The 21,972-nt window shown below is 69.8% G+C and carries 22 protein-coding genes and 1 tRNA gene; 13 read left to right on the top strand and 10 right to left on the bottom strand.

Features of this window, described 5'->3' with window-relative positions; all coding sequences use genetic code 11:
- Positions 1-17: 17 nt before the first annotated feature.
- The 5 genes from NGK70_RS25785 to NGK70_RS25765 form a co-directional block, all read right to left on the bottom strand.
- Positions 18-680 carry a DUF502 domain-containing protein gene (locus NGK70_RS25785; protein ID WP_251973904.1) on the bottom strand — a complete coding sequence of 221 codons (663 nt, stop codon included), beginning with the start codon at positions 678-680 and terminating at the stop codon, positions 18-20.
- A gap of 13 nt (positions 681-693) precedes the next feature.
- Entirely contained in the window at positions 694-993 is a 300-nt protein-coding gene (locus NGK70_RS25780; RefSeq protein ID WP_251971278.1) for an FmdB family zinc ribbon protein, read from the bottom strand.
- 106 nt (positions 994-1,099) lie between these two features.
- On the bottom strand, positions 1,100-2,563 hold the full coding sequence (locus tag NGK70_RS25775) for a high affinity choline transporter 1 (protein ID WP_251971277.1): 1,464 nt from the start codon (positions 2,561-2,563) through the stop codon (positions 1,100-1,102).
- A gap of 132 nt (positions 2,564-2,695) precedes the next feature.
- Positions 2,696-4,261 (bottom strand): ubiquinone biosynthesis regulatory protein kinase UbiB, encoded by a 1,566-nt coding sequence (gene ubiB, locus NGK70_RS25770; RefSeq protein ID WP_251971276.1) that lies wholly within the window; start codon positions 4,259-4,261, stop codon positions 2,696-2,698.
- A 40-nt stretch (positions 4,262-4,301) separates the two neighbouring features.
- On the bottom strand, positions 4,302-4,850 hold the full coding sequence (locus tag NGK70_RS25765) for a hypothetical protein (protein ID WP_251971275.1): 549 nt from the start codon (positions 4,848-4,850) through the stop codon (positions 4,302-4,304).
- Positions 4,851-4,996: 146 nt separating this feature from the next.
- Here NGK70_RS25765 and galE point away from each other — a divergent pair, with 146 nt between their 5' ends.
- Positions 4,997-6,019 carry a UDP-glucose 4-epimerase GalE gene (gene galE, locus NGK70_RS25760; RefSeq protein ID WP_251971274.1) on the top strand — a complete coding sequence of 341 codons (1,023 nt, stop codon included), beginning with the start codon at positions 4,997-4,999 and terminating at the stop codon, positions 6,017-6,019.
- Positions 6,020-6,058: 39 nt separating this feature from the next.
- On the opposite strand, the gene NGK70_RS25755 is transcribed toward galE, so the two are convergent.
- Complete coding sequence (locus tag NGK70_RS25755) at positions 6,059-6,487, bottom strand: TA system VapC family ribonuclease toxin (protein WP_251971273.1); 429 nt, start codon at positions 6,485-6,487, stop codon at positions 6,059-6,061.
- Complete coding sequence (locus NGK70_RS25750) at positions 6,487-6,753, bottom strand: CopG family transcriptional regulator (RefSeq protein ID WP_251971272.1); 267 nt, start codon at positions 6,751-6,753, stop codon at positions 6,487-6,489. Before NGK70_RS25750 ends, NGK70_RS25755 begins: the two co-directional genes overlap by 1 nt.
- 92 nt (positions 6,754-6,845) lie before the next feature.
- Between NGK70_RS25750 and NGK70_RS25745 the strand changes: the two genes are divergently transcribed.
- The 11 genes from NGK70_RS25745 to NGK70_RS25695 all read left to right on the top strand — a co-directional run bounded on the left by NGK70_RS25745 (position 6,846) and on the right by NGK70_RS25695 (position 18,107).
- A complete protein-coding gene (locus tag NGK70_RS25745) occupies positions 6,846-8,126 on the top strand; it encodes a glutamate-5-semialdehyde dehydrogenase (protein WP_251971271.1) in 1,281 nt (426 codons plus the stop codon).
- Between the two features lie 10 nt (positions 8,127-8,136).
- The gene (gene queC / locus NGK70_RS25740; protein ID WP_251971270.1) at positions 8,137-8,865 is read left to right on the top strand and encodes a 7-cyano-7-deazaguanine synthase QueC; all 729 of its coding nucleotides are present in this window, start codon (positions 8,137-8,139) and stop codon (positions 8,863-8,865) included.
- On the top strand, positions 8,855-9,427 hold the full coding sequence (locus NGK70_RS25735) for a LemA family protein (RefSeq protein WP_251971269.1): 573 nt from the start codon (positions 8,855-8,857) through the stop codon (positions 9,425-9,427). The genes queC and NGK70_RS25735 overlap by 11 nt, the downstream gene beginning before the upstream one ends.
- 181 nt (positions 9,428-9,608) lie before the next feature.
- Positions 9,609-10,553 carry a hypothetical protein gene (locus NGK70_RS25730; protein WP_251971268.1) on the top strand — a complete coding sequence of 315 codons (945 nt, stop codon included), beginning with the start codon at positions 9,609-9,611 and terminating at the stop codon, positions 10,551-10,553.
- 156 nt (positions 10,554-10,709) lie between these two features.
- Complete coding sequence (gene rsmB, locus NGK70_RS25725) at positions 10,710-12,050, top strand: 16S rRNA (cytosine(967)-C(5))-methyltransferase RsmB (RefSeq protein WP_251973903.1); 1,341 nt, start codon at positions 10,710-10,712, stop codon at positions 12,048-12,050.
- 68 nt (positions 12,051-12,118) lie between these two features.
- Positions 12,119-12,793 (top strand): DUF4390 domain-containing protein, encoded by a 675-nt coding sequence (locus NGK70_RS25720; protein WP_251971267.1) that lies wholly within the window; start codon positions 12,119-12,121, stop codon positions 12,791-12,793.
- Between the two features lie 73 nt (positions 12,794-12,866).
- Positions 12,867-15,185 (top strand): ATP-binding protein, encoded by a 2,319-nt coding sequence (locus NGK70_RS25715; protein WP_251971266.1) that lies wholly within the window; start codon positions 12,867-12,869, stop codon positions 15,183-15,185.
- A 6-nt stretch (positions 15,186-15,191) separates the two neighbouring features.
- Positions 15,192-15,953 (top strand): response regulator, encoded by a 762-nt coding sequence (locus tag NGK70_RS25710; RefSeq protein ID WP_251971265.1) that lies wholly within the window; start codon positions 15,192-15,194, stop codon positions 15,951-15,953.
- Between the two features lie 64 nt (positions 15,954-16,017).
- Positions 16,018-16,093, top strand: a tRNA-Phe gene (locus tag NGK70_RS25705).
- Between the two features lie 49 nt (positions 16,094-16,142).
- The gene (locus tag NGK70_RS25700; RefSeq protein ID WP_251971264.1) at positions 16,143-16,571 is read left to right on the top strand and encodes a YkgJ family cysteine cluster protein; all 429 of its coding nucleotides are present in this window, start codon (positions 16,143-16,145) and stop codon (positions 16,569-16,571) included.
- Between the two features lie 309 nt (positions 16,572-16,880).
- On the top strand, positions 16,881-18,107 hold the full coding sequence (locus NGK70_RS25695; RefSeq protein ID WP_251969229.1) for an IS110 family RNA-guided transposase: 1,227 nt from the start codon (positions 16,881-16,883) through the stop codon (positions 18,105-18,107).
- 193 nt (positions 18,108-18,300) lie between these two features.
- Here NGK70_RS25695 and NGK70_RS25690 read toward each other — a convergent pair whose 3' ends face one another.
- Positions 18,301-18,570, bottom strand: coding sequence for a hypothetical protein (locus tag NGK70_RS25690; protein WP_251971263.1), 270 nt, complete (start codon positions 18,568-18,570; stop codon positions 18,301-18,303).
- A 249-nt stretch (positions 18,571-18,819) separates the two neighbouring features.
- Complete coding sequence (locus NGK70_RS25685; protein ID WP_251969229.1) at positions 18,820-20,046, bottom strand: IS110 family RNA-guided transposase; 1,227 nt, start codon at positions 20,044-20,046, stop codon at positions 18,820-18,822.
- 338 nt (positions 20,047-20,384) lie between these two features.
- On the opposite strand from NGK70_RS25685, the gene NGK70_RS25680 reads away from it, so the two are divergent.
- The gene (locus NGK70_RS25680; protein ID WP_251971262.1) at positions 20,385-21,455 is read left to right on the top strand and encodes a helix-turn-helix domain-containing protein; all 1,071 of its coding nucleotides are present in this window, start codon (positions 20,385-20,387) and stop codon (positions 21,453-21,455) included.
- An 11-nt stretch (positions 21,456-21,466) separates the two neighbouring features.
- Here NGK70_RS25680 and NGK70_RS25675 read toward each other — a convergent pair whose 3' ends face one another.
- Complete coding sequence (locus tag NGK70_RS25675; RefSeq protein WP_251971261.1) at positions 21,467-21,955, bottom strand: PIN domain-containing protein; 489 nt, start codon at positions 21,953-21,955, stop codon at positions 21,467-21,469.
- Between the last annotated feature and the right edge of the window lie 17 nt (positions 21,956-21,972).

Raw genomic sequence — 21,972 nt, 5'->3', positions numbered from 1 at the left:
CCAGGCGGCCGGCCCGGTCAATTTCGCGTGGCTGACGTCGCGGTCACGGCCGCGGGGGCGCTGCCGTTGGTCGGAGGCGAAACCACGCCCATCGAGATGACGTACTTCAGGGCCTCGTCCACGCTCATCGACAGTGGCTTGACGTCCGCGCGCGGCGCCATCAGGAAGAAGCCGGAGGTTGGGTTGGGCGTGGTCGGCACGTACAGGCTCACATGGTCGTCGTGCAGGTGGGTGGCCACCTCGCCGCCCGGTCGACCGGTGACGAAGGCGATCGTCCACGATCCCTCGCGCGGGTACTGCACCAGCACGGCTTCGCGGAAGGCCTGGCCGCTGCTGGAGAACAGCGTGTCCGACACCTGCTTGACCGAGCTGTAGATCGACTTGACGATGGGGATCTGGCCCAGCAGCCGGTCCCACTGCTTGATCCACCACTGTCCGACGAAGTTGGCCACGAACATGCCGGTCAGGAACATCAGCGTGACCAGCAGCACGACACCCAGCCCGGGAACGTGCGCCAGCGTTGCCAGCCCCTGCTGGGCGCTCTCCGGCAGCACGGCCCCGGCCGCCGACAGCAGCGCCTGGAACACGCCATCGAGCACGCCCAGGATCCAGGCGAGCACCCAGATCGTGATGGCCAGCGGCAGCCAGACCAGCAGGCCGGCGACGATGTATTTCTTCACGTGCAAGCCGTCATCAGTGGCACGCGCAGGAGCCGCCACAGGGGGTGGACGGCGCCGCTGCCGCGGCCGGCGCTGCGGCGGTTGGTGACTCCGCTGGCGTGCTGGGTGCGGGCGCGGCACTGCTGCTGCCGCCGCCCTTGAAATCGGTCGCATACCAGCCCGAGCCCTTGAGCTGGAAGCCCGCGGCGGTGACTTGCTTGGTAAAGGCCTCGGCTGCGCACGCTGGACAGGTGGTCAGCAGCGGATCGGAGATCTTCTGCAGCACATCCTTGGCATGGCCGCAGGCTGAACAACGGTAGGCGTAGATCGGCATCGCTCGAAAACCTTGATGCAAAACCAGAAAGTATACGGCGCAGGGTCCGGGCGCCAGCGTGCCCTGCATTACGCCGCGGGGCGCCATGGCGCATTGCAGCGCCCACTCAGGCGTTCAGCCCCTTGACGTGGTGGTCCGGGTCGTGGCGGTTGACCAGCACCTGCGGCAGCAGCGAACCCGCCAGCATGCCGACCACGGCCGCGATCAAGCCGGCGAGCTGGCCGGGGAAGAACTCGCCCAGCAGGCTGACCTGCGGCAGGAAGACGATCCACACCGCGATCCCGGCCGTGACTGAGGCGATCGCGCCCTGGGTCGTGGAGCGCTGCCAGTACAGGCCGAACACCAGCGGCACGAAGGCGCCCACCAGCGTGATCTGGTAGGCCGAGGACACCAGGTCGTAGATCGAGGTGCCCTGCATCGCGATCGCGTAGGCCAGCACCAGGCCGGCGAAGGCGACGATGGAAAAGCGCATCGCGCGCAGCTGCTGGCGGTCGCCCATGTGCGGGCGCAGGTTCTTCAGGATGTTCTCGACGAAGCTGGTGGCCGGGGCCAGCAGCGTGGCCGACGAGGTGCTCTTGATGGCCGACAGCAGCGCGCCGAAGAACAGGATCTGCATCACCAGCGGCATCTTGGCCATCACGAAGGTGGGCAGCACGCGCTGGTAGTCGTCCTTGGCCAGCGTCATGGCCTGTTCGCCCATCACCACCACGGCACTGGCGACCACGAACATGGGCACGAAGGCGAACAGGATGTAGCTCGCGCCACCGATCACCGCGCCATTGCGCGCCGTCCGTGCGTCCTTGGCCGACATCACGCGCTGGTAGACGTCCTGCTGCGGGATGCTGCCCAGCATCATGGTCAGGCCCGCGCCGATGAAGAAGGCCACGTCGTGGAAGCTCGGCTCAGGCAGGAAGCGCCAGAGGTCCTGCGAGGCGATCTTGTCGAGCACCACCCCGGCGCCACCGGCCAGGTCGGCCGAGAACCAGGCGATGATCGACATGCCCACCACCAGCACGATCATCTGGATGAAGTCGGTCCAGGCCACGGCCAGGAAGCCGCCGACGACCACGTAGACCAGCACCGCCAGGGTGCCCACGATCATGCCGGCGGTCTCGCTCATCGCGCCATTGGTCAGCACCGAGAACACCAGGCCTAGGGCGGTGATCTGCGCCGCCACCCAGCCCAGGTAGCTCAGGATGATGGCGGCCGAGCAGAACACCTCGATGCCCTTGCCGTAGCGCTGGCGGTAGAAGTCGCCGATCGTCAGCAGGTTCATCCGGTAGAGCTTGCTGGCGAAGAACAGGCCCACCAGGATCAGGCAGGTGCCGGCGCCGAAGGGGTCCTCGACGATGGCGTTCAGGCCGCCCTGCACGAACTTGGCCGGGATGCCCATCACCGTCTCGGCGCCGAACCAGGTCGCGAAGGTGGTGGTCACCACCATGATCAGCGGCAGGCTGCGCCCGGCGATGGCGAAGTCGGCGGTGTTCTTGATGCGTGTGCCTGCCCACACGCCGAGGGCCAGCGTGCCCAGCAGATAGAGCACGACGAAGACGATCAGGGTGACGTTCATGCCAGGACCCGCGTGAAGGTAGGGCTGCACAAGCAGCGTGCGGCGCGCATTATCGAGCCAGCTGACGCCTGTGCATGCAAGCTGCGCGCCACATCGATCACCAACGGACCGCGGCCGGGCGTGACAGCGGTGTCAGTGGATCCAGGGCAGCAGCAGGTTGGCCGCCAGCGCGCCAACGACAAAGCCGGCCACCGCCCAGACGAGGCCCTGCAGCAGCCGGTTGGTGCGGCGCTGCTCGATCAGCAATGCGGCAACCAGCTCGCGCGAGGGGCCGTCGGCCGTGCGGGCCTGGGCCTGCAGTGCGTCGTGCAGCAGGCGCGGCAGCTGCGGCAGCAGCTTGGCGTACTGCGGCGCTTCGTCCTTGAGCGAGTCGAGCAGGGCGCGCCAGCCGATCTGCTCGTTCATCCAGCGTTCCAGGAAGGGCTTGGCGGTGGCCCAGAGGTCCAGCTCGGGGTCGAGCTGGCGGCCCAGGCCTTCGACGTTGAGCAGCGTCTTCTGCAGCAGCACGAGCTGCGGCTGGATCTCGACGTTGAAGCGCCGCGAGGTCTGGAACAGCCGCAGCAGCACCTGGCCGAGCGAGATGTCCTTGAGCGGGCGGTCGAAGTGCGGCTCGCAGACCGCGCGCACCGCGCCTTCGAGCTCGTCCACCCGGGTGCTGGCCGGCACCCAGCCGGATTCGATGTGCAGCTCGGCCACGCGACGGTAGTCGCGCCGGAAGAAGGCCAGGAAGTTCTGCGCCAGGTAGGCCTTGTCGCGCTCGTCAAGTGTGCCGACGATGCCGAAGTCCAGCGCGATGTAGCGCCCGAAGGTCTCCGGCGCCACCGACACCATGATGTTGCCCGGGTGCATGTCGGCGTGGAAGAAGCCGTCGCGGAACACCTGGGTGAAGAAGATCGTCACGCCGTCGCGCGCCAGCTTGGGGATGTCCACGCCCGCCTCGCGCAGCCGGTCCACCTGGCTGATCGGCAGGCCCTTCATGCGCTCCATCACCAGCACGTCGGCGGTGGAGAGGTCCCAATGCATCTCCGGGGCGATCAGCAGGTCCAGCCCGGCCATGTTGCGGCGCAGCTGGGTGGCGTTGGCCGCCTCGCGCACCATGTCCAGCTCGTCGTGCAGGTACTTGTCGAACTCGGCCACCACCTCGCGCGGGCGCAGCCGCCGGCCGTCGGCCGAGACGCGCTCCAGCCAGGCCGCCGCTGCGCGCAGCAGACCCAGGTCGGCGTCGATCACGTCGACCATGCCCGGGCGCAGCACCTTCACCGCCACCTCGCGGCCGTCGTGCAGGGTGGCGAAGTGCACCTGCGCGATCGAGGCGCTGGCCACCGGGTCGGTGTCGAAGCTGGCAAACGCCTCCTCGATCGGCCGGCCCAGCGAGCGCTCGACGATCGCGCGGGCCTGCTCGCTCGGGAAGGGCGGCACCTGGTCCTGCAGCTTGGCCAGCTCGTCGGCGATGTCCGGCGGCAGCAGGTCGCGCCGGGTGGACAGCACCTGGCCGAACTTGACGAAGATCGGCCCCAGCCGCTCCAGCGCCAGGCGCAGGCGCACGCCGCGCGGCGCGTCGTGGGTGCGGCCCAGCGCCAGCAGGCGGGCGAGCAGGCGCAGGCCGCGGTGGTGGCGCAGCTGGTTCAGCACCAGCTGGTCCATGCCGTGGCGCAGCATGACCCAGGCGATCAGGGCCAGGCGTGGCCAGTGTTTCATCGGGAAGGAGCGGGGAAGCGTGTGTGCAGGCGGCGGCGGTTCAGGCCGAGCCGCCGCCGCTTGGGCGCAGGCGCTGCAGGAAGCTGCGCAGCCCCTCGGCCAGCGTGCGGCCGAAGCGTGCCAGCGTGTGCGCGGGCGCGTCGCCGATCAGCCGGGCCAGGTCGTCTTCGATGTCCCAGCGCAGGTGGTCGGCCAGCCAGCTGACCTCGGCGGCCAGGGCGGCGTCACCGCGGATGTCCATCGGCGGGCGCCCGGGCATGCCGGTGGAGACCCAGCGCATCAGGTCGGCGGCGTCCAACGTCACCGTCAGGGTGGCTTCGCCGGTGCCGGGCGGCAGCCCTTCGGCCTGGGCGGCGAGCAGGGCCTCATCCAGGTCGAGGAGGCCGGCGGGGGTGATCGTCCACTGCGGTTGCGGGGGCGGCGGCAGGAAACCCGGCCAGGCCCGCCAGGCCAGCGCGATGCTGCGGCCCACCTGGCCCTGCAGGCGGCGGGTGGCCTCGGGCTCGGCGCTCAGCACATGGTTGATCAGCAGGGTGGTGCGCGCCAGCGCCTCCCTGCCCAGCGGTTCGAGCAGCGCTTGGAGAAACATCCGGCAATTGTAGGTGGCTGTTCACACTCCACCGGTCCGAGGGCAGCGCCTCTGCCGGGGCGCGATGGTGGTTTGCCAGAATCAGCAGCGACGCGCGCCGGTTTGGCGCAGCTCCAGCAACCGTTCCGCTCCGTTCAGATACCGCCATGACCACCATCCTCCTCACCGGCGCCACCGGCTACATCGGCTCGCACACCTGGGTCGCGCTGCGCAACGCGGGCTACCGGGTGGTGGGCTTCGACAACTTCGCCAACAGCTCGCCCAAGGTGCTGCAGCGCCTGGAGGGGCTGATCGGCGAGGCGCCGGTGTTCGAGCCTGGCGATGTCAACGACACCGCCCGGGTGCGCGAGGTGATCCAGAAGCACGATGCCCGCGCCGTGATCCATTTCGCCGCGCACAAGGCGGTGGGCGAATCGACCCAGAAGCCGCTGGAGTACTTCCGCAACAACCTGGGCGGGCTGGTCAGCGTCGGTCAGGCGATGAGCGACGCCGGTGTGCGCGCCCTGGTGTTCAGCTCCTCGGCCACCGTCTACGGCTCGCCCGAAAAGCTGCCGATCACCGAGGATTCGCCGCTCTTCGCCACCAACCCCTATGGCCTGACCAAGCTGATGGGCGAGCAGCTGCTCAACGAGCTGGAGCGCTGCGACCCGAGCTGGAAGATCGCCTACCTGCGCTACTTCAACCCGGTCGGCGCGCATCCCAGCGGCACGATCGGCGAGGACCCGCGCGGCATCCCCAACAACCTGATGCCCTATGTCACCCAGGTGGCGGTGGGCAAGCGCGCGCAGCTCTCGGTCTACGGCGGCGACTACGACACACCCGACGGCACGGGGGTGCGCGACTACATCCACGTGATGGACCTGGCCGAGGGCCACGTCGCCGCGGTCAAGCACCTGCTGGAGCGCGAGCGCTCGCTCACCGTCAACCTCGGTACCGGCCAGGGCTACAGCGTGCTGGAGGTCATCAAGGCCTTCGAGGCGGCCAGCGGCCGGGCGATCGCGCACCAGATCGTCGATCGTCGCCCGGGCGACGTGGCGTCCTGCTATGCCGACCCGGCCGCGGCTCAGACGCTGCTGGGCTGGAAGGCCCAGCGCGGCCTGCGCGAGATGTGCGAGGACTCCTGGCGCTGGCAGAGTCGGAATCCGAACGGGTTTGAGTCGGCGGCCTGAAGCCGTCGCTCAGCCTCAACAGGTTGAGGCCGAAGGGGCCTACAGCACGACGAGGTGTTCCGGGCAGGCCCCGCGCACGGCCGACAGCGGTATGCGCTGGTCGAAGGTGACGAGGCGCCCGCCGTGCCGCACGGCCAAGCCGAGCAAGTAGAGATCGGTCAGTTGGCGGTGGCCGTGCACCTGGGCATGGTCGAAGGACTGCGCATCCAGCACGCTCAGATCGTCCGGCCAGAAGGCGTGGTGCCGCGTGGCGGTCGAGCGCTGCAGCATGGCCGTGACCTGCGCCAACGGAGCCGGGTTGACGTATCCCGGCTGACTCATGATGCGCAGGCAACCGTTTTGCGTCAGTGGGCAACTGGCCCAGCCGTGGCGGACTTCGGTGGCCAGCCAGGCCAGTGCGCGGGTGTGGTGAATGTGGTCCGCATCGTGAACGGCGATGAGTACATTCACGTCGAGCAGGGCTCGCATCACGGCGCCTCGTCGTCCAGCAGGCGCTCGATCAGATCCGGGCTGACCACGCCCCCGCGCGGCGGCAAGGGCTCTATGCCCAGGACCGCAAGGTAGTCGCCCGCCGGTTCCGCGAGCACAGCAGCACCAGACTGCCGGGCAGCCTGTCCGGCGAAGGCCTGACGCGCCAATTCGGAAATGACTTGCCCCAACGACTTCTTCTGGCGGCGCGACAACTCGCGCGCTGCGTAGAGCACGTCGTCGGCGATGTCGAGGGTGGTTCGCATTTGCGCTCTCCAGCTGATGCTTGATGCTATCGCATCACCGGGGGCCGCCATGCATCCCCCCACCGGGCAGGCCCTCTGCCACAATCCTGGGCATGAACGCCCAGGACATCCCCGCCTACATGGCCCAGGTCGGCGCGGCCGCCCGCGCTGCGTCCACCGAGATGGCGCGCGCCGGCACCCGCGCCAAGAACACCACGCTGACCGAGCTGGCGCGCCTGCTGCGCGCGGCGGTGGGCCCGCTGGGTGAAGCCAACGCGAAGGACATCGCCGCCGCCGAGGCCGCCGGCCTGGCCGCGCCGATGGTCGACCGCCTGCGCCTGACGCCCAAGGTCATCGAGACGGTGGCCGAGGGCTGCGAGCAGCTCGCCGCCATGCCCGACCCGGTCGGCGAGATCACCGGCGTCAAGCGCCGCCCCACCGGCATCAGCGTGGGCCAGATGCGCGTGCCGCTGGGTGTGTTCGGCATGATCTACGAGAGCCGGCCGAATGTGACCATCGAGGCTGCCTCGCTGGCCATCAAGAGCGGCAACGCCTGCATCCTGCGCGGCGGCTCCGAGGCCATCCACTCCAACCTCGCGCTCTGGCAGCTGGTGCAGCAGGCGCTGGTGGCGGCCGGGCTGCCGAAGGCGGCGGTGCAGCTGGTCGAGACCACCGACCGCGCCGCGGTGGGCCGGCTGATCGCGATGCCCGAGTTCGTCGACGTCATCATCCCGCGCGGCGGCAAGGGCCTGATCGAGCGCATCAGTGCCGAGGCGAAGGTGCCGGTGATCAAGCACCTGGACGGCAACTGCCACACCTACATCGACGCGGAGGTGGACATCGCGCAGGCGCTGGTCGTCACCGACAACGCCAAGACGCAGAAGTACAGCCCCTGCAACGCCACCGAGTCGCTGCTGGTGCACCAGGCCAGCGCCGCGGCCTTCCTGCCGCAGATCGGTGCGATCTTCGCGGCCAAGGGCGTCGAGATGCGCTGCGACGCCGCCAGCCGCGCGATCCTGGCCGACGTGCCGGGCGCGAGAGTGGCCGAGGCCAGCGAGGCCGACTGGGCCGAGGAGTACCTCGCGCCGGTCATCAGCGTGAAGGTGGTGGCGGACCTGGACGAGGCCATCGCCCACATCAACCGCTACGGCTCGCACCACACCGACGCCATCCTGACCACCAACCACCCGAACGCGATGCGCTTCCTGCGCGAGGTCGATTCGGCCAGCGTGATGGTCAACGCCAGTACGCGCTTTGCCGACGGTTTCGAGTACGGACTGGGCGCCGAGATCGGCATCTCCACCGACAAATTCCACGCCCGCGGGCCGGTGGGGCTGGAGGGGCTGACCTCGATGAAGTGGGTGGTGCTGGGCCAGGGCGAGGTCCGTTCCTGAGCCACCAGCGATGATGTCGGATCCCCGCACGGCCGTCGTCCTGTTCTCCGGCGGGCAGGATTCCACCACCTGCCTAGCCTGGGCGCTGGAGCGCTTTGCGCGCGTCGAGACGCTGGGCTTCGACTACGGCCAGCGCCACCGCATCGAGCTGGACTGCCGGCTCACCGTGCGTGATGAGTTGGCGCGGCAGTTTCCGCACTGGGGCGTGAAGCTGGGCGAGGACCACCTGCTCGACCTCGCGCTGCTCGGCCAGATCAGCGACTGCGCACTGACCGACGAGCGGGCCATCGAGCTGCAGGCCAACGGGCTGCCCAACACCTTCGTGCCGGGGCGCAACCTGCTGTTCCTGACCTTCGCGGCCACGCTGGCCTACCGCCGCAGTGCCTCGGTGCTGGTGGGTGGCATGTGCGAGACCGACTACTCCGGCTATCCGGACTGCCGCGACAACACGCTCAAGGCGCTGCAGGTGGCGCTGTCCCTGGGCCTGGGCGCGCCGATGACGGTCGAGACGCCGCTGATGTTCCTCACCAAGGCGCAGACCTGGGCGCTGGCCGAGCGGCTCGGCGGCGCGGCGCTGGTGGACCTGATCGGCGAACACACCCACACCTGCTACCTCGGTGAGCGCGGCGCCCGGCACGACTGGGGCCATGGCTGCGGCCACTGCCCGGCCTGTGCGCTGCGCCGTGCCGGGTACGCCGAGTGGCGCGCATCGCTGCTGCAGGATGCCCATGGAGCTTGAAGTGCAGATCGCGATCGCCGCCCTGGTGGCCGTGCTGGTGTTCTGGCTGCTGGGGGCGCACAACCGCCTGGTGCGGCTGCGGCAGGCGGCCCGCAGCGCCTTTGCGCCGCTCGTGAGCCAGCTGCGCCAGCGCCACGCGGTGGCGCGCGCGCTGGCCGATGCCTCGCGCGGCCTGCTCGGGGCCGAGGCCACGTTGGCCGACGAGCTGGTGAGTGCGGCGCAGGCGGCAGGCGAGGTGAGCGACCAGCTGCAATCGCGCCCCCTGCGGGGCCGGGGCCTGTTGCAACTGGGCGAGGCCGAGGACGCGCTGGGACACCAGCTCGACCGGCTGGGGCTGGCCCTGCAGGACCTCACCTCGGGCGAGGGGCCGATGCCGGCGGTCAGCGAGCTGCTGCGCCAACGTGACCGCCTGCAGCAGCAGATCGCCGTGTCGCGCGAGGTCTACCACCGTGCGGCGCAGGACTACAACGCCGCGTTGGCGGTCTTTCCGACCACCGTGGCCGCGGCGCTGCTGCGCTTCCACGCCGTGCCCGAAGTGCCCGTGGGGCCGCTGCGGCGCTGAACTCGCGGCGCCGACGGGACGCCCGTTGAAACACCGTGGTGCTGGACAAGGCCCGCGACTCCGGTGCACCATGACTTTTTTCACTTCGGGGGTGCCGTGAGCCCGCTCCTTCGATCCAGCCCGATGGGCCGCCTGTGGGCGGGGTCTGCCGGGTCGCCGATCTGCTCGTCGCATGGATGGGATGAGCGTCGCTGACCTGCCCGAGCCGGCGGGTCCGCCGAGCCCGAGTGCTGCACCGGCTGCGCCCGTTGCCGCTGATGCGGCGGCGTGGCTGCCTGCCGCGCGACCGTTGGCCGGCGAGGCCCTCACCGCCTGGGAGCGCCTGGCGCGTGTGCGCAGCGCGGGGGAGCGCCGCGCTGCGCTGCTGGCGCTGCTGCTCACGCCCGACAGTGCGCGCGAGCGCCAGGCCTGGACCGAGGAGCTGGCTGGCGTGTCCACCGCGGTGCTGCTGCACACCCAGGTCCAGCTCCTGCCCCCGGCGGCACGCCTGCCGGTGTTGGAGCGGCTGCTGAACATGGCCGGGGACAGCGCGCTGGCCGAGCGCCAGGCCCTGCTGGTCAGCGCCCGCCGGGTGATGTGCGCCGATGGCCGCGTGCGCCCCGCCGACCGGTTGCGCTGGCTGCTGATGCGCCACCGCCTGGCCGCGCAGGCGCCGCTGCACCGCGGCGGGCTGCGCGAGTCGAGCGACCTGGCTGGCCTGCCGCTGGCGATGCGCCTGGCGGTGGCGCGCTTCACCGCCTACCTGGCGCGACTGGTACCGCTGCCCGCGCTGCCCGACGGCGAGGCCGTGGTCGGCGCCGCCGGTGCGGCCTGGTACCGCAGCGTCGTGGCCACGCTCTGGGGCACGGCGCCGGATCCACCGCCCTGCCAGCCGCCGGATGTGGATGCCCTCGGCCGGGCCCTGCTGACCCTGCGCGAACTCGCCTGGCTGCGCCGGCCGCTGCTGGCGCGCACCTGGGTGGACGCGGCGCTGCCCGGTTGGCGCGGCACCCCCGATGCCGACGCACGCCTGCCCGGCGCCGAGGCGCTTCGCATCGCCTGCGACCTGCTGGACACGCCCGTGCCGCCCACACTGGCGCGCCTGTTCACCGAGCCGCCCGTGGCGCTCACCGGCCGCGGCGCCTGATCGGGCACCGCCCCGGCACGTAGACTGCCGGCCGTGACTGCCTCCCGCCCACCTGCTCCGCCGCCCGGCTCGCCCCGTTCATCCCGTTCTGCCCGGACCCCGCGGCCCCACGCGCCGGCCGAGGCGGTGGAGCCCGCGGGAACGGACGCCCGCTCGCTGCCCCTGGCGCGGCTGCTCGCGCACGCTGCCGACGCGGTGGCTGCCGTGCAGGCCGGGCGCTCGCTCACCGAGGCGCTGGAAGCCTGCCCCGCGCCAGCGCGCCCGGGTACCCAGGCGCTGGCCTTCGAGGTCATGCGCTGCCTGGCGGGCGCCCGTGCGGCGCGCCGCGAGCTGGCGCCGCGCCCCCCGCCGGCCTGGACCGAGGCGCTGCTGCTCACCGCGCTGGCGCTGCTCTGGCCCGGCGCCCGTGCGGCCTACGCGGCCCACACCGTGGTCGACCAGGCGGTGGTGGCCATGCGCGCGCGCACGCCCGCGGCAGCCGGCTTCGTCAACGCCGTCCTGCGCCGCTTCCTGCGTGAGCGCGAGGCCCTGCTGGCCAGGCTGGAGGCGCGTGACCCGGAGGTGCGCCACCAGCACCCGCGCTGGTGGATCGAGCGCCTGCAGCAGGACTGGCCCGATCACTGGGCCGCGGTGCTGGCCGCCGACCAGGCGCATGCGCCGATGCTGCTGCGGGTCAACCCGCGCCACGCCGATGCGCCCGCCTACGCGGCGGAGCTGGCGGCGGCCGGTCTCGGCCCGGCCGAGCTGCTGGGCCGGCAGGCGCTGCGCCTGCCCCGCGCGGTGCCGGTGGGTGCGCTGCCGGGGTTTGCCCTGGGCCACGTATCGGTGCAGGACCTCTCGGCCCAGCTGGCCGCACCGCTGCTGCTGGGTGAACCGTCGGCCGACCCCGCCGTGCTGCTGGGCGACCACCCCGTCACCCTGCCGCCCGGGGCCCGCGTGCTGGACGCCTGCGCCGCGCCCGGCGGCAAGACCGCCGATCTGCTGGAACGTGCGGACGGGCTGGACCTGCTCGCGCTGGATGCCGATGCCGGCCGGCTCGGCAAGGTGGCCGACACGCTGGCCCGCCTCGGCCTGCAGGGGCAGACCCAGGCCGCCGACGCCCGCCAGCCTGCCAGCTGGTGGGACGGGCGGGCCTTTGACGCCATCCTGCTCGACGCGCCCTGCAGTGCCTCGGGCATCGTGCGCCGCCACCCGGACGCCCGCTGGCTGCGTCGTCCGGGTGACATCGCCGAGCTGGCGCGCACCCAGGCGGCCCTGCTGGATGCGCTCTGGCCGCTGCTCAAGCCGGGGGGGCGTCTGGTCTACGCAACGTGTTCGGTCTTCCGGGCCGAGGGACAGGCCCAGGTTGACGCTTTTATGCAACGAACCTCGGCCGTGATTTCCCGCGCTGCCCCCGGGCACCTGCTGCCGCTGGCCGACAATCCCACCGGGTTCGGGGGGCCAGCGGGAGGGTGTGGCGATGGATTTTTCTATGCCCGCCTCGACAAGGCGCCCTGAGCCGACCCGCCGTGCGTCGGCGCCGCTGCACCGTGGCGCGCTGGCGCTTCCTCCAACGCCGCCGGTCCATGGGGCCCACCGTGTCGCCCTCGCTGCTGTTGCCGCTGCTCGTTGTGCTGGCCGTCCCGGCCCTGATGCTGTCCTGGGCGACGCGGCCGTGGTCGCTGCGTGGGGGCCTGCGGCGCTCGTGCGGCCAGGCCCGCCTGGCAGCGGGGCTGGCCGCGGTGGCGCTGTGGGTGGGGGCGGCCGCGCCGTCCCATGCACTCGAACTGGCCCGGCTGGAGGTGCAGCGCAGCGACCAGGGCGTGCTGCTGAGCTTCGACGCCCGCTTCGACCTGCCCGCCGGTGTCGAGGGCGCGCTGCAGAAGGGCGTGGCGCTGTACTTCGTCGCCGAGGCGCAGCTGCACCGCGCGCGCTGGTATTGGTTCGACCGGCAGTTTGCCGAGACGCGGCGCGTCTGGCGGCTGACCTACCAGCCGCTCACCTTCAGCTACCGCGTCAGCCTGGGCGGCCTGTCGCAGACCTACGCCAGCCTGCCCGAGGCGCTGCGCGCCGTGCAGCGTGGCAGCCGCTGGCGCATCGCCGATCCGTTGGCGCCAGACGACGATGGCAACTACTACGTGCAGTTCCAGTACCGCCTGGACGCCGACCAGCTGCCGCGGCCGCTGCAGATCGGCATCGCCGGCCGTCCGGAGTGGCACCTGGCCATCGAGCGTACGATCACGCTGCCCCCCGAGCGGTGAGGCCGCTGGCCGACTGGCCGCCCGGCGGCGCCGTGCGGGTCGACCGCCTCTCCTGCGCCTGACTGCCTGACCCATGTCACCCCGTTCCCTGCGGTGGACCCTGCTCGTCGCCCTCGTCGCCACCGGCGCGACGGCGCTGGTGTTGGCCTTCCTGCTCTCGGTGGCCACCAACAACCGGGCCCTGTACGAACGCCACTTCGGCTGGATGCTGTGGGTCAACGTCGGCGTGGCGCTGCTGCTCGGGCTGGTCATCGTCATCGCGCTGATGCACCTGGCGCGGCGCATGCGCCACGGCAAGTTCGGCAGCCGGCTGCTGTTCAAGCTCGCAGCCATCTTTGCCTTCGTCGGCGTGGTGCCGGGGCTGCTGATCTACGGCGTGTCCTACCAGTTTGTCTCGCGCAGCATCGAGAGCTGGTTCGACGTCGAGGTCGAGGGGGCCCTGGAGGCCGGCCTCAACCTGGGCCGCAGCACCCTGCAGACCCTGGTCACCGACCTGGCCACCAAGACCCGCCTGGCCGCGCAGCGCGCCCAGGACCGCGAGGACAGCCTGCACGTGCTGGCGCTGGAGCGGCTGCGCGAGCAGCTGTCGGCGCAGAGCGTGGCGCTGCTCAACGGCAACGGGCAGGTGCTGGCCTCGGCGGGGGGCACCTACGGCGTCACCTTCCTGCCTGACCGGCCCAGCGCGGCCCTGTTGCGCAAGGCCCGCGAGACGCGCGTGGCCTCTGCGCTCGAAGGGCTGGACGTCGAGCCCGAAGGCCACGGCGTGCCGGCCTCGGCGCCGCGGGCCCAGGTGCGCGCATTGGCCTGGGTGCCCTCGAACGACTTCAGCCTGGCGCATGACGAGCGCTACCTGCAGGTCACCCAGGCCGTGCCCACCGAGATCGCCGTCAACGCCCTGCGGGTCCAGCAGGCCTACAGCGAGTACCAGCAGCGCGCGCTCGGCCGGGTCGGCCTGCGCAAGATGTACATCGGCACGCTCACGCTCACGCTCATCCTGGGCGTGTTCGCCGCACTGCTGATGGCCGCCGCGCTGGGCCACCAGCTCGGCCGGCCGCTGGTGATGCTCGCCGAGGGCATGCGCCGCGTGGCGCGCGGTGACCTGCGGCCCGCCGAGGTCTTCGGCTCGCGCGACGAGCTGGGTGGCCTGACACGCTCCTTTGCCGACATGACGCAGCAGCTCGCCGATGCCCGCAACCTCGTGCAGCACAGCCTCGCCGAGGTCGAGAGCGCCAAGGCGCACCTGCAGACCATCCTCGACCACCTCAGCTCCGGCGTCATCCTCTTCGACGCCGAGGGCCGCATCGGCACCGTCAACCCGGGCGCCACCCGCATCCTGCGCGCGCCCCTGTTCGCCTGGCGCGGCAAGCCGCTGGCAGAGGTCCCAGGTCTGGCCAGCATGGCGGCCACGGTGGAACAGCGCTTCGTGGCGCACACCCAGGAGATCGAGCTGGGCAGCCCCGACCACTGGCAGGAGACCTTCGAGCACGCCGCCGGGCGGGACCAGCCGGTGCTGCTCGTGCGCGGCGCGCTGCTGCCCGACGGGGCCCGCCTGCTGATCGTCGACGACATCACCGACGTCGTCTCCGCCCAGCGCAGCGTGGCCTGGGCCGAGGTGGCACGCCGCGTTGCCCACGAGATCAAGAACCCGCTCACGCCCATCCAGCTCTCGGCCGAGCGGCTGGAGCACAAGCTCGCCCCCAAGCTCACCGGGAGCGACCAGCAGATGCTCGTGCGCTGCGTGGCCACCATCGTCACCCAGGTGCAGGCCATGAAGACCCTGGTCAACGAGTTCCGCGACTACGCCCGCCTGCCCTCGGCCCGGCTCGCGCCGCTGGACCTCAACGCCCTGGCCGTCGAGGTGCTGGGCCTGTATGCCGTCCAGCAGGAATCAGGCGTGCTGCGTGCCGACCTGGATCCCACCCTCCCCCCGATCGAGGGGGATGCCACGCAGCTGCGGCAGGTCATCCACAACCTGGTGCAGAACGCCCTGGACGCCGTGGCCGACCGCGCGCAGGGCCAGGTCACCTTGCGCACCGAGGCCGTCCGCGCCGACGATGGCAGCCTGCGCAGCGTGCGCCTCAAAGTGACCGACAATGGCCCCGGTTTTTCCGACACCCTGCTCAAGCGTGCTTTCGAACCCTACGTCACCACCAAGGCCCGCGGTACCGGGCTCGGACTGGCCGTGGTCAAGAAGATCGTCGAAGAGCACGCTGCGCGCATCCGGCTGGGCAATCTGGCTGACGAAGCGCAAGAAGCCGAGGGTGTTGCCGCGCGTTGCGGGGCACAAGTTTCGATATCATTTTCACGCTGGTCTCCGGGTGGAGGCGACACCGTGGCGGGCGCTTTGCCTGCCGCCACCTCCGGCCCGGCCAACCCCGTGAGCGCGTCCTGACACTACATGGCCAATATTCTTGTCGTCGATGACGAAATGGGCATCCGTGCCCTGCTGCAGGAGATCCTGACTGACGAAGGTCACAGTGTCGAACTCGCAGAAAATGCCGCCCAGGCCCGTGCCCTGCGCGAACGACAGCGCCCCGACCTCGTGCTGCTCGACATCTGGATGCCCGATGTCGATGGCATCACCCTGCTCAAGGAGTGGGGCGCCTGCGCTCACCTCAACATGCCGGTCATCATGATGTCCGGCCACGGCACCATCGACACCGCCGTCGAGGCCACCAAGTACGGCGCGATGGCCTTCCTCGAAAAGCCCATCACGCTGCGGAAACTCCTGCGCGCCGTCGAGCAGGGCCTGGCCAAGCCGGCCCCGCGCCCGCCGGTGCCGGCACCGGCGGCGCCGCTGTCCACGCTGCGCCCCGAGCGCGAGCCCGGCCTGCCCGAGCTGAACGTGGGCCTTCCCCACAACGGCGTCCACCACAACGGCATCCACCCGTACCCCATGCACGCGGCGAGTGCCCAGGTGACTGCACCGACGCTGGCGATGGTCACCGGCCCGGTGAGTGAGCAGAGCTTCTCACTCGACCGCCCGCTGCGTGAGGCTCGCGACGCCTTCGAGAAAGCCTACTTCGAATTCCACCTCGCCCGCGAGAACGGCAGCATGACCCGCGTGGCCGAGCGCACCGGCCTGGAGCGCACCCACCTGTACCGCAAGCTCAAGCAGCTGGGTGTGGACCTCAGCCGCAACAAGCGCGGCGGTAACTGAAGCGCCTGCCGCAGCAAAAACTGCTTGCTGCCCGCTGAACTGGTGTTATAGTCACGGGCTCGACGGCCAAGTAGCTCAGTTGGTAGAGCAGCGGATTGAAAATCCGCGTGTCGGTGGTTCGATTCCGCCCTTGGCCACCAAATTCAAGAAACGCCCAGCGCCCGCTGGGCGTTTTGCTTGGTGCCTGCGATGCGCTCCTCGATCCGCCTCGTCGATGTCGATCGCACCGAGACCTGGACACGCTACCGCGCCGGCCTGTGCGACACCTGCGCGGCCAACTGCTGCACGATGCCGGTGGAGATCCGCCTGCCCGACCTTGTCCGCCTGGGCCTGGTCGACGCCTTCGAGGCCGAGCACGAGGAGCCCCGCCTGATCGCCCGCCGGCTGGTGAAGACCAGGCAGGTCGAGCGCTACAACCAGAAGGACGGCATCTTCACGATGGCGCGCCGTGCCAACGGCGACTGCCAGTTCCTTGATGAGGCCACGCGCCGCTGCACCGTCTACGAGAAGCGCCCGGGCACCTGCCGCAAGCACCCGCAGGTCGGGCCGCGGCCGGGGTACTGCCCGTATGGAGCGAAGCGGGCAGCGGGCGGTGCCTGGGACGACGACGCCGGCTGACGACGCTAACTGTCATGGCCCGGGCGGGTCACCCTGGATGATGGAAGACACTGAGGGTGTGCGGGCCTGAGCGGGTAGAGGTCGGTCAATATTTTGATGGCACTCGACCGCGATCGCTAACTTGACCCGCTGCCGACCACTCGTACCCAGGATTGCCTGCGGGCGCTGCTGAGTTCCTTGCGGAGCCCGGGCGCCCGACAGCCCACATTAAAGAGAGCCGCCAGGCTTTGTCCCGGCAGGCCGTTGGTCGGCGGCACCTGCGCGGGCCCGCACGCTTGTGATTGTTGTTCAAGCTGCAGGAGCCCGGCAATGGATCTGACCCCGATGCACAAACGCGTGATCGCGCTGGACGTACACCAGGCCAAGATCACCGCCTGTGCGGTGGTCGAGCATGACGATGGCCGAGTGGAGGTCACCAAGCGCGACTTCGGAGCCTTCAGACGCGACCGCCGTGCCTTGGCGCAATGGTCGCTGGAGATTCGGCCCGAGGTGGTGGTGATGGAGAGCACGGGGGTGTACTGGAAGAGCCCGTTTGCGGCGCTGGAGGCGGTGGGCATCATCGCGTGGGTGGTCAACGCGCGCCATGTCAAAGCTGTGCCCGGGCGCAAGACCGACATGGCCGATGCGCAGTGGCTGGCCACGCTGGCGCGTGCGGGCCTGTTGCGCGCCTCGTTCATTCCACCGGTGGACTTGCGCCAGCTTCGTCTGGTGGCGCGTCAGCGGCAGAAGCTCGTGGGCATGTGCAGCGCCGAGAAGAACCGGCTGCACAAGGTGCTGGTAGATGCGGGCATGCGCATCAACGTGGTGGTCAGCGACATCCACGGTGCCAGTGCACGCGCCATGGTCAAGGCGCTCATTGCGGGCCAAGCCATGTACGAGGTGCTGGATCAAAAGGGGCGCCTTCGGGCCAGCCGGGACGAGTTGTTCGAGGCCCTGAGCACCGAGCAGTTCAGCGCCGCGCACCGCTTCGTGGCCCAGGAGATCATGCAGCACATCGAGCACATCGAGACCCGCATCGCCCGCATGGACCAATACCTGCTGGACGGACTGCGCGCCTGGCAGCCGCAGCTCAAGCTGCTGCAGACCTTGCCGGGTATCGACATCCAGGGCGCGGCGATGCTGCTGGTGGAGATCGGCGCGGACATGGACGTCTTCGGCAGTGCCGAGCGGCTGGCCAGCTGGGTGGGCATCTGCCCGGGCAACAACGAGAGCGCGGGCAAGCGCAAGACCGGGCGCATCCGCAAGGGCAACGCCTGGGTCAGAAGGCTGCTGTGCGAGTTCGCCCAGGCTGCAGCGCGTACCCGCTGCGCGCTCAAGGCCAAGTTCGACGCGCTGGCCATTCGCAAGGGACACAAGAAGTCCATCGTGGCGCTGGCCCACAAGATGCTGCGTACCGTCTACGCCATGTTGGCCAACGGCACCCACTACCAAGACAAGGAGGTCGACTACGAGGCCCTGAACGTCCAGCGCAACGCCCCGCGCTGGCTCAAAATGCTGCGCAAGCACGGCTTCATCGCCACCCCCACCGCCACCTGAGACTCGCTTGCCTGCTGACCTTGCGGCCCCGACCAGCCTCAGGTCAGGCAGCCACACGTCCGCGCTTGGGTGTCTTCCACATTAAAGGGCGCGATGCCGGGCCGCCATGCCCGCACCCGGAGGAACCGCCCGGCGGCACCGGGCCGACGGGCGTGCAGGTCGTGATGGGGTTGGGGTGGGGCCTGGAATCCACTCAGGCGGCCGCAGGCGCGCTCGGCAGGGTCGGGTGCCACCAGCGGGGCCGCAGCAGTTCCAGCAGGCTCCAGCCGACCGTGTAGGGCGCCACCCGATGACCGTTGACGGTCAGCCACTCGTCGAGCGGCGGCGGGCTCACCTGCGCCAGGGTGTCGAGCCAGTACTCGATCTCGACCATGTCCCAGCGGGCGCGATCGCGGATCACCCGCGGGCGCGGCACGCGCCAGTGCGGCTGCTCGTACAGGTGCAGGAAGGTGTCGATCGGCACGCCCAGGCGAGCAGCGATGGCTCAGGTGCTTTGGTAACGGGGGCGATGGAGGCGGAGCATGGCGGGATCCAGAGACGAGGAGGAGACATCGGGTTGTTTGCCGAATTGGGTTGACACCGACGTTCAGACCCCACATGCGGGTGCAATTTCCTGGTTGACAAACGTTAATGTGGAAGACACCCAAGCGCGGACGTGTGGCTGCCTGACCTGAGGCTGGTCGGGGCCGCAAGGTCAGCAGGCAAGCGAGTCTCAGGTGGCGGTGGGGGTGGCGATGAAGCCGTGCTTGCGCAGCATTTTGAGCCAGCGCGGGGCGTTGCGCTGGACGTTCAGGGCCTCGTAGTCGACCTCCTTGTCTTGGTAGTGGGTGCCGTTGGCCAACATGGCGTAGACGGTACGCAGCATCTTGTGGGCCAGCGCCACGATGGACTTCTTGTGTCCCTTGCGAATGGCCAGCGCGTCGAACTTGGCCTTGAGCGCGCAGCGGGTACGCGCTGCAGCCTGGGCGAACTCGCACAGCAGCCTTCTGACCCAGGCGTTGCCCTTGCGGATGCGCCCGGTCTTGCGCTTGCCCGCGCTCTCGTTGTTGCCCGGGCAGATGCCCACCCAGCTGGCCAGCCGCTCGGCACTGCCGAAGACGTCCATGTCCGCGCCGATCTCCACCAGCAGCATCGCCGCGCCCTGGATGTCGATACCCGGCAAGGTCTGCAGCAGCTTGAGCTGCGGCTGCCAGGCGCGCAGTCCGTCCAGCAGGTATTGGTCCATGCGGGCGATGCGGGTCTCGATGTGCTCGATGTGCTGCATGATCTCCTGGGCCACGAAGCGGTGCGCGGCGCTGAACTGCTCGGTGCTCAGGGCCTCGAACAACTCGTCCCGGCTGGCCCGAAGGCGCCCCTTTTGATCCAGCACCTCGTACATGGCTTGGCCCGCAATGAGCGCCTTGACCATGGCGCGTGCACTGGCACCGTGGATGTCGCTGACCACCACGTTGATGCGCATGCCCGCATCTACCAGCACCTTGTGCAGCCGGTTCTTCTCGGCGCTGCACATGCCCACGAGCTTCTGCCGCTGACGCGCCACCAGACGAAGCTGGCGCAAGTCCACCGGTGGAATGAACGAGGCGCGCAACAGGCCCGCACGCGCCAGCGTGGCCAGCCACTGCGCATCGGCCATGTCGGTCTTGCGCCCGGGCACAGCTTTGACATGGCGCGCGTTGACCACCCACGCGATGATGCCCACCGCCTCCAGCGCCGCAAACGGGCTCTTCCAGTACACCCCCGTGCTCTCCATCACCACCACCTCGGGCCGAATCTCCAGCGACCATTGCGCCAAGGCACGGCGGTCGCGTCTGAAGGCTCCGAAGTCGCGCTTGGTGACCTCCACTCGGCCATCGTCATGCTCGACCACCGCACAGGCGGTGATCTTGGCCTGGTGTACGTCCAGCGCGATCACGCGTTTGTGCATCGGGGTCAGATCCATTGCCGGGCTCCTGCAGCTTGAACAACAATCACAAGCGTGCGGGCCCGCGCAGGTGCCGCCGACCAACGGCCTGCCGGGACAAAGCCTGGCGGCTCTCTTTAATGTGGGCTGTCGGGCGCCCGGGCTCCGCAAGGAACTCAGCAGCGCCCGCAGGCAATCCTGGGTACGAGTGGTCGGCAGCGGGTCAAGTTAGCGATCGCGGTCGAGTGCCATCAAAATATTGACCGACCTCTACCCGCTCAGGCCCGCACACCCTCAGTGTCTTCCATCATCCAGGGTGACCCGCCCGGGCCATGACAGTTAGGTCGACCTAAAATTCGTCAACCAAGGAGAGCACGATGATTCACGACCGAATCCGCCGTGCGCGTTTGCTGAGAGGTCTGAGCCTGGAGGCGCTGGCGCGCAGCCTCGGCGACATCAGCAAGCAGGGGCTGAGCAAGTTCGAGAAGGGCGGACCACCGCCCAATTCGACCCGACTGCTTCAGCTGGCGAAGGCGCTGTCGGTCAAGCCGGAGTACTTTTTCCGACCCGACGGGGTGCAACTGTCGGCGCTGGAGTTCCGCAAGCTCGCCCGCATGCCGCAGAAGCGCCAGGACCAGATCGGCGAGCAGATGCGTGACCACCTGGAGCGCTACGCCAGCCTGGAGCGTTGCTTCGAGCCGGACGCAGCCGCCCAGCCGCCCCTGCAGCCCCCGCGCGCGTTCGCCGTGAGCAGCTTCGAGCAGGCCGAATCGGCCGCTGAGCAGCTGCGTGCGCAGTGGGCGATCGGCGGCGACGCCATCGCGCACCTGGCCGAGCTGCTGGAAGAGCACGGCATCAAGGTGGCGCTGCTGGACGACCATGACGGCTTTGATGGCGCCTGCGCCGCCACCCACGACGAGCAGCATGTGCTGATCGCGCTGAACGGCAGCCGCCCCGGCGAACGCATCCGCTTCACCGCCGCGCACGAGTTGGGCCATTGGGTGATGGACCTGCCCGCAGACATGCCCGAGAAGGACAAGGAAACCTGCTGCCACCGCTTCGCAGGTGCCTTCCTGTACCCGGCCGAGCGGGTGCGGGCCGATTTCGGCAGCCACTGCCGCACGCGCGTGCTGGCGGCCGAACTGCTGAACGCCAAACGCCGCTACGGCGTGTCGATGGCGCTAGCCTTGCGCAGGCTGAAGGATCTGCAACTGATCACCGAGCCGGGCTATACGTCCATGAACATCCAGTTCGCGACCCACGGCTGGAAGAAGGCCGAGCCCGAGCCCTTGCTGGCTGAGCAGCCGCGCCGCTTCGAGTCCCTGGTCTATCGCGCGCTGGCCGAGGACCTGATCAGTCTGCCGCGCGCAGCCGAACTGATGCAGTGCCCGGTGTCAGAACTTGACCCGGGCCTGGCCCGCCTGTCCGCAGAACCCTTGGCGGCCTGACGCGCCGCGACTCAGGTCCGCCAGGCGGCCAGGCGGTGTGCGCAATCGACCGGCGGCAGCCGTGCGCCGGCATCCAGCATGGTTTGCAGCGCTGCGGCGGCATGGGCCTTGGTGACGATGTCGTGTGCCACCAGTTGATCCAGCAGCCACAACGCGCCGTGCACCTGCACGCCGTCCTTTGCCGCCTGCTTGCGAAGCCGACCATCGCCCGTGAGCAGCGGTAGGCCCTGCATCTTCGCGATCAGGTAGCACGACACGTCGGCCAGCGAGCTGTTGCCATGCTCGGCCATCAGCGTGAACAGCTGTTCGACCGCTTCTTCTGCCAGCGTCTCCACAACCAACCCGCGTTCCAGCAGACCTGCTGGCGCCGGGTTGTTCAGCTCGTCGACCACGATGTCGGTGCTGACGAAAGTGAACGGCAGCTCGAACAGCGCATCCAGCAACCCGGCCTGGCCGAAGTCGATCCAGATGTTGGTGTCGCTGATGTAGACACGCTGCATGGCGGTGGTCAGATCGT

The sequence above is a fragment of the Sphaerotilus microaerophilus genome (assembly GCF_023734135.1).
GTDB classification, from domain to species: Bacteria; Pseudomonadota; Gammaproteobacteria; order Burkholderiales; family Burkholderiaceae_C; genus Sphaerotilus; species Sphaerotilus microaerophilus.
This window is presented reverse-complemented; position numbering and strand designations above follow the sequence as displayed.

Coding starts and splice junctions, on each gene's coding strand:
- NGK70_RS25720 (WP_251971267.1), top strand. CDS start 12,119: ATGGGGCCCACCGTGTCGCCCTCGCTGCTGTTGCCGCTGCTCGTTGTG.
- NGK70_RS25750 (WP_251971272.1), bottom strand. CDS start 6,753: ATGCGAACCACCCTCGACATCGCCGACGACGTGCTCTACGCAGCGCGC.
- NGK70_RS25675 (WP_251971261.1), bottom strand. CDS start 21,955: ATGCAGCGTGTCTACATCAGCGACACCAACATCTGGATCGACTTCGGC.
- NGK70_RS25755 (WP_251971273.1), bottom strand. CDS start 6,487: ATGCGAGCCCTGCTCGACGTGAATGTACTCATCGCCGTTCACGATGCG.
- NGK70_RS25710 (WP_251971265.1), top strand. CDS start 15,192: ATGGCCAATATTCTTGTCGTCGATGACGAAATGGGCATCCGTGCCCTG.
- NGK70_RS25775 (WP_251971277.1), bottom strand. CDS start 2,563: ATGAACGTCACCCTGATCGTCTTCGTCGTGCTCTATCTGCTGGGCACG.
- ubiB (WP_251971276.1), bottom strand. CDS start 4,261: ATGAAACACTGGCCACGCCTGGCCCTGATCGCCTGGGTCATGCTGCGC.
- galE (WP_251971274.1), top strand. CDS start 4,997: ATGACCACCATCCTCCTCACCGGCGCCACCGGCTACATCGGCTCGCAC.
- NGK70_RS25685 (WP_251969229.1), bottom strand. CDS start 20,046: ATGGATCTGACCCCGATGCACAAACGCGTGATCGCGCTGGACGTACAC.
- NGK70_RS25765 (WP_251971275.1), bottom strand. CDS start 4,850: ATGTTTCTCCAAGCGCTGCTCGAACCGCTGGGCAGGGAGGCGCTGGCG.
- NGK70_RS25730 (WP_251971268.1), top strand. CDS start 9,609: ATGAGCGTCGCTGACCTGCCCGAGCCGGCGGGTCCGCCGAGCCCGAGT.
- NGK70_RS25715 (WP_251971266.1), top strand. CDS start 12,867: ATGTCACCCCGTTCCCTGCGGTGGACCCTGCTCGTCGCCCTCGTCGCC.
- NGK70_RS25680 (WP_251971262.1), top strand. CDS start 20,385: ATGATTCACGACCGAATCCGCCGTGCGCGTTTGCTGAGAGGTCTGAGC.
- NGK70_RS25700 (WP_251971264.1), top strand. CDS start 16,143: ATGCGCTCCTCGATCCGCCTCGTCGATGTCGATCGCACCGAGACCTGG.
- NGK70_RS25780 (WP_251971278.1), bottom strand. CDS start 993: ATGCCGATCTACGCCTACCGTTGTTCAGCCTGCGGCCATGCCAAGGAT.
- queC (WP_251971270.1), top strand. CDS start 8,137: ATGATGTCGGATCCCCGCACGGCCGTCGTCCTGTTCTCCGGCGGGCAG.
- NGK70_RS25735 (WP_251971269.1), top strand. CDS start 8,855: ATGGAGCTTGAAGTGCAGATCGCGATCGCCGCCCTGGTGGCCGTGCTG.
- NGK70_RS25695 (WP_251969229.1), top strand. CDS start 16,881: ATGGATCTGACCCCGATGCACAAACGCGTGATCGCGCTGGACGTACAC.
- NGK70_RS25745 (WP_251971271.1), top strand. CDS start 6,846: ATGAACGCCCAGGACATCCCCGCCTACATGGCCCAGGTCGGCGCGGCC.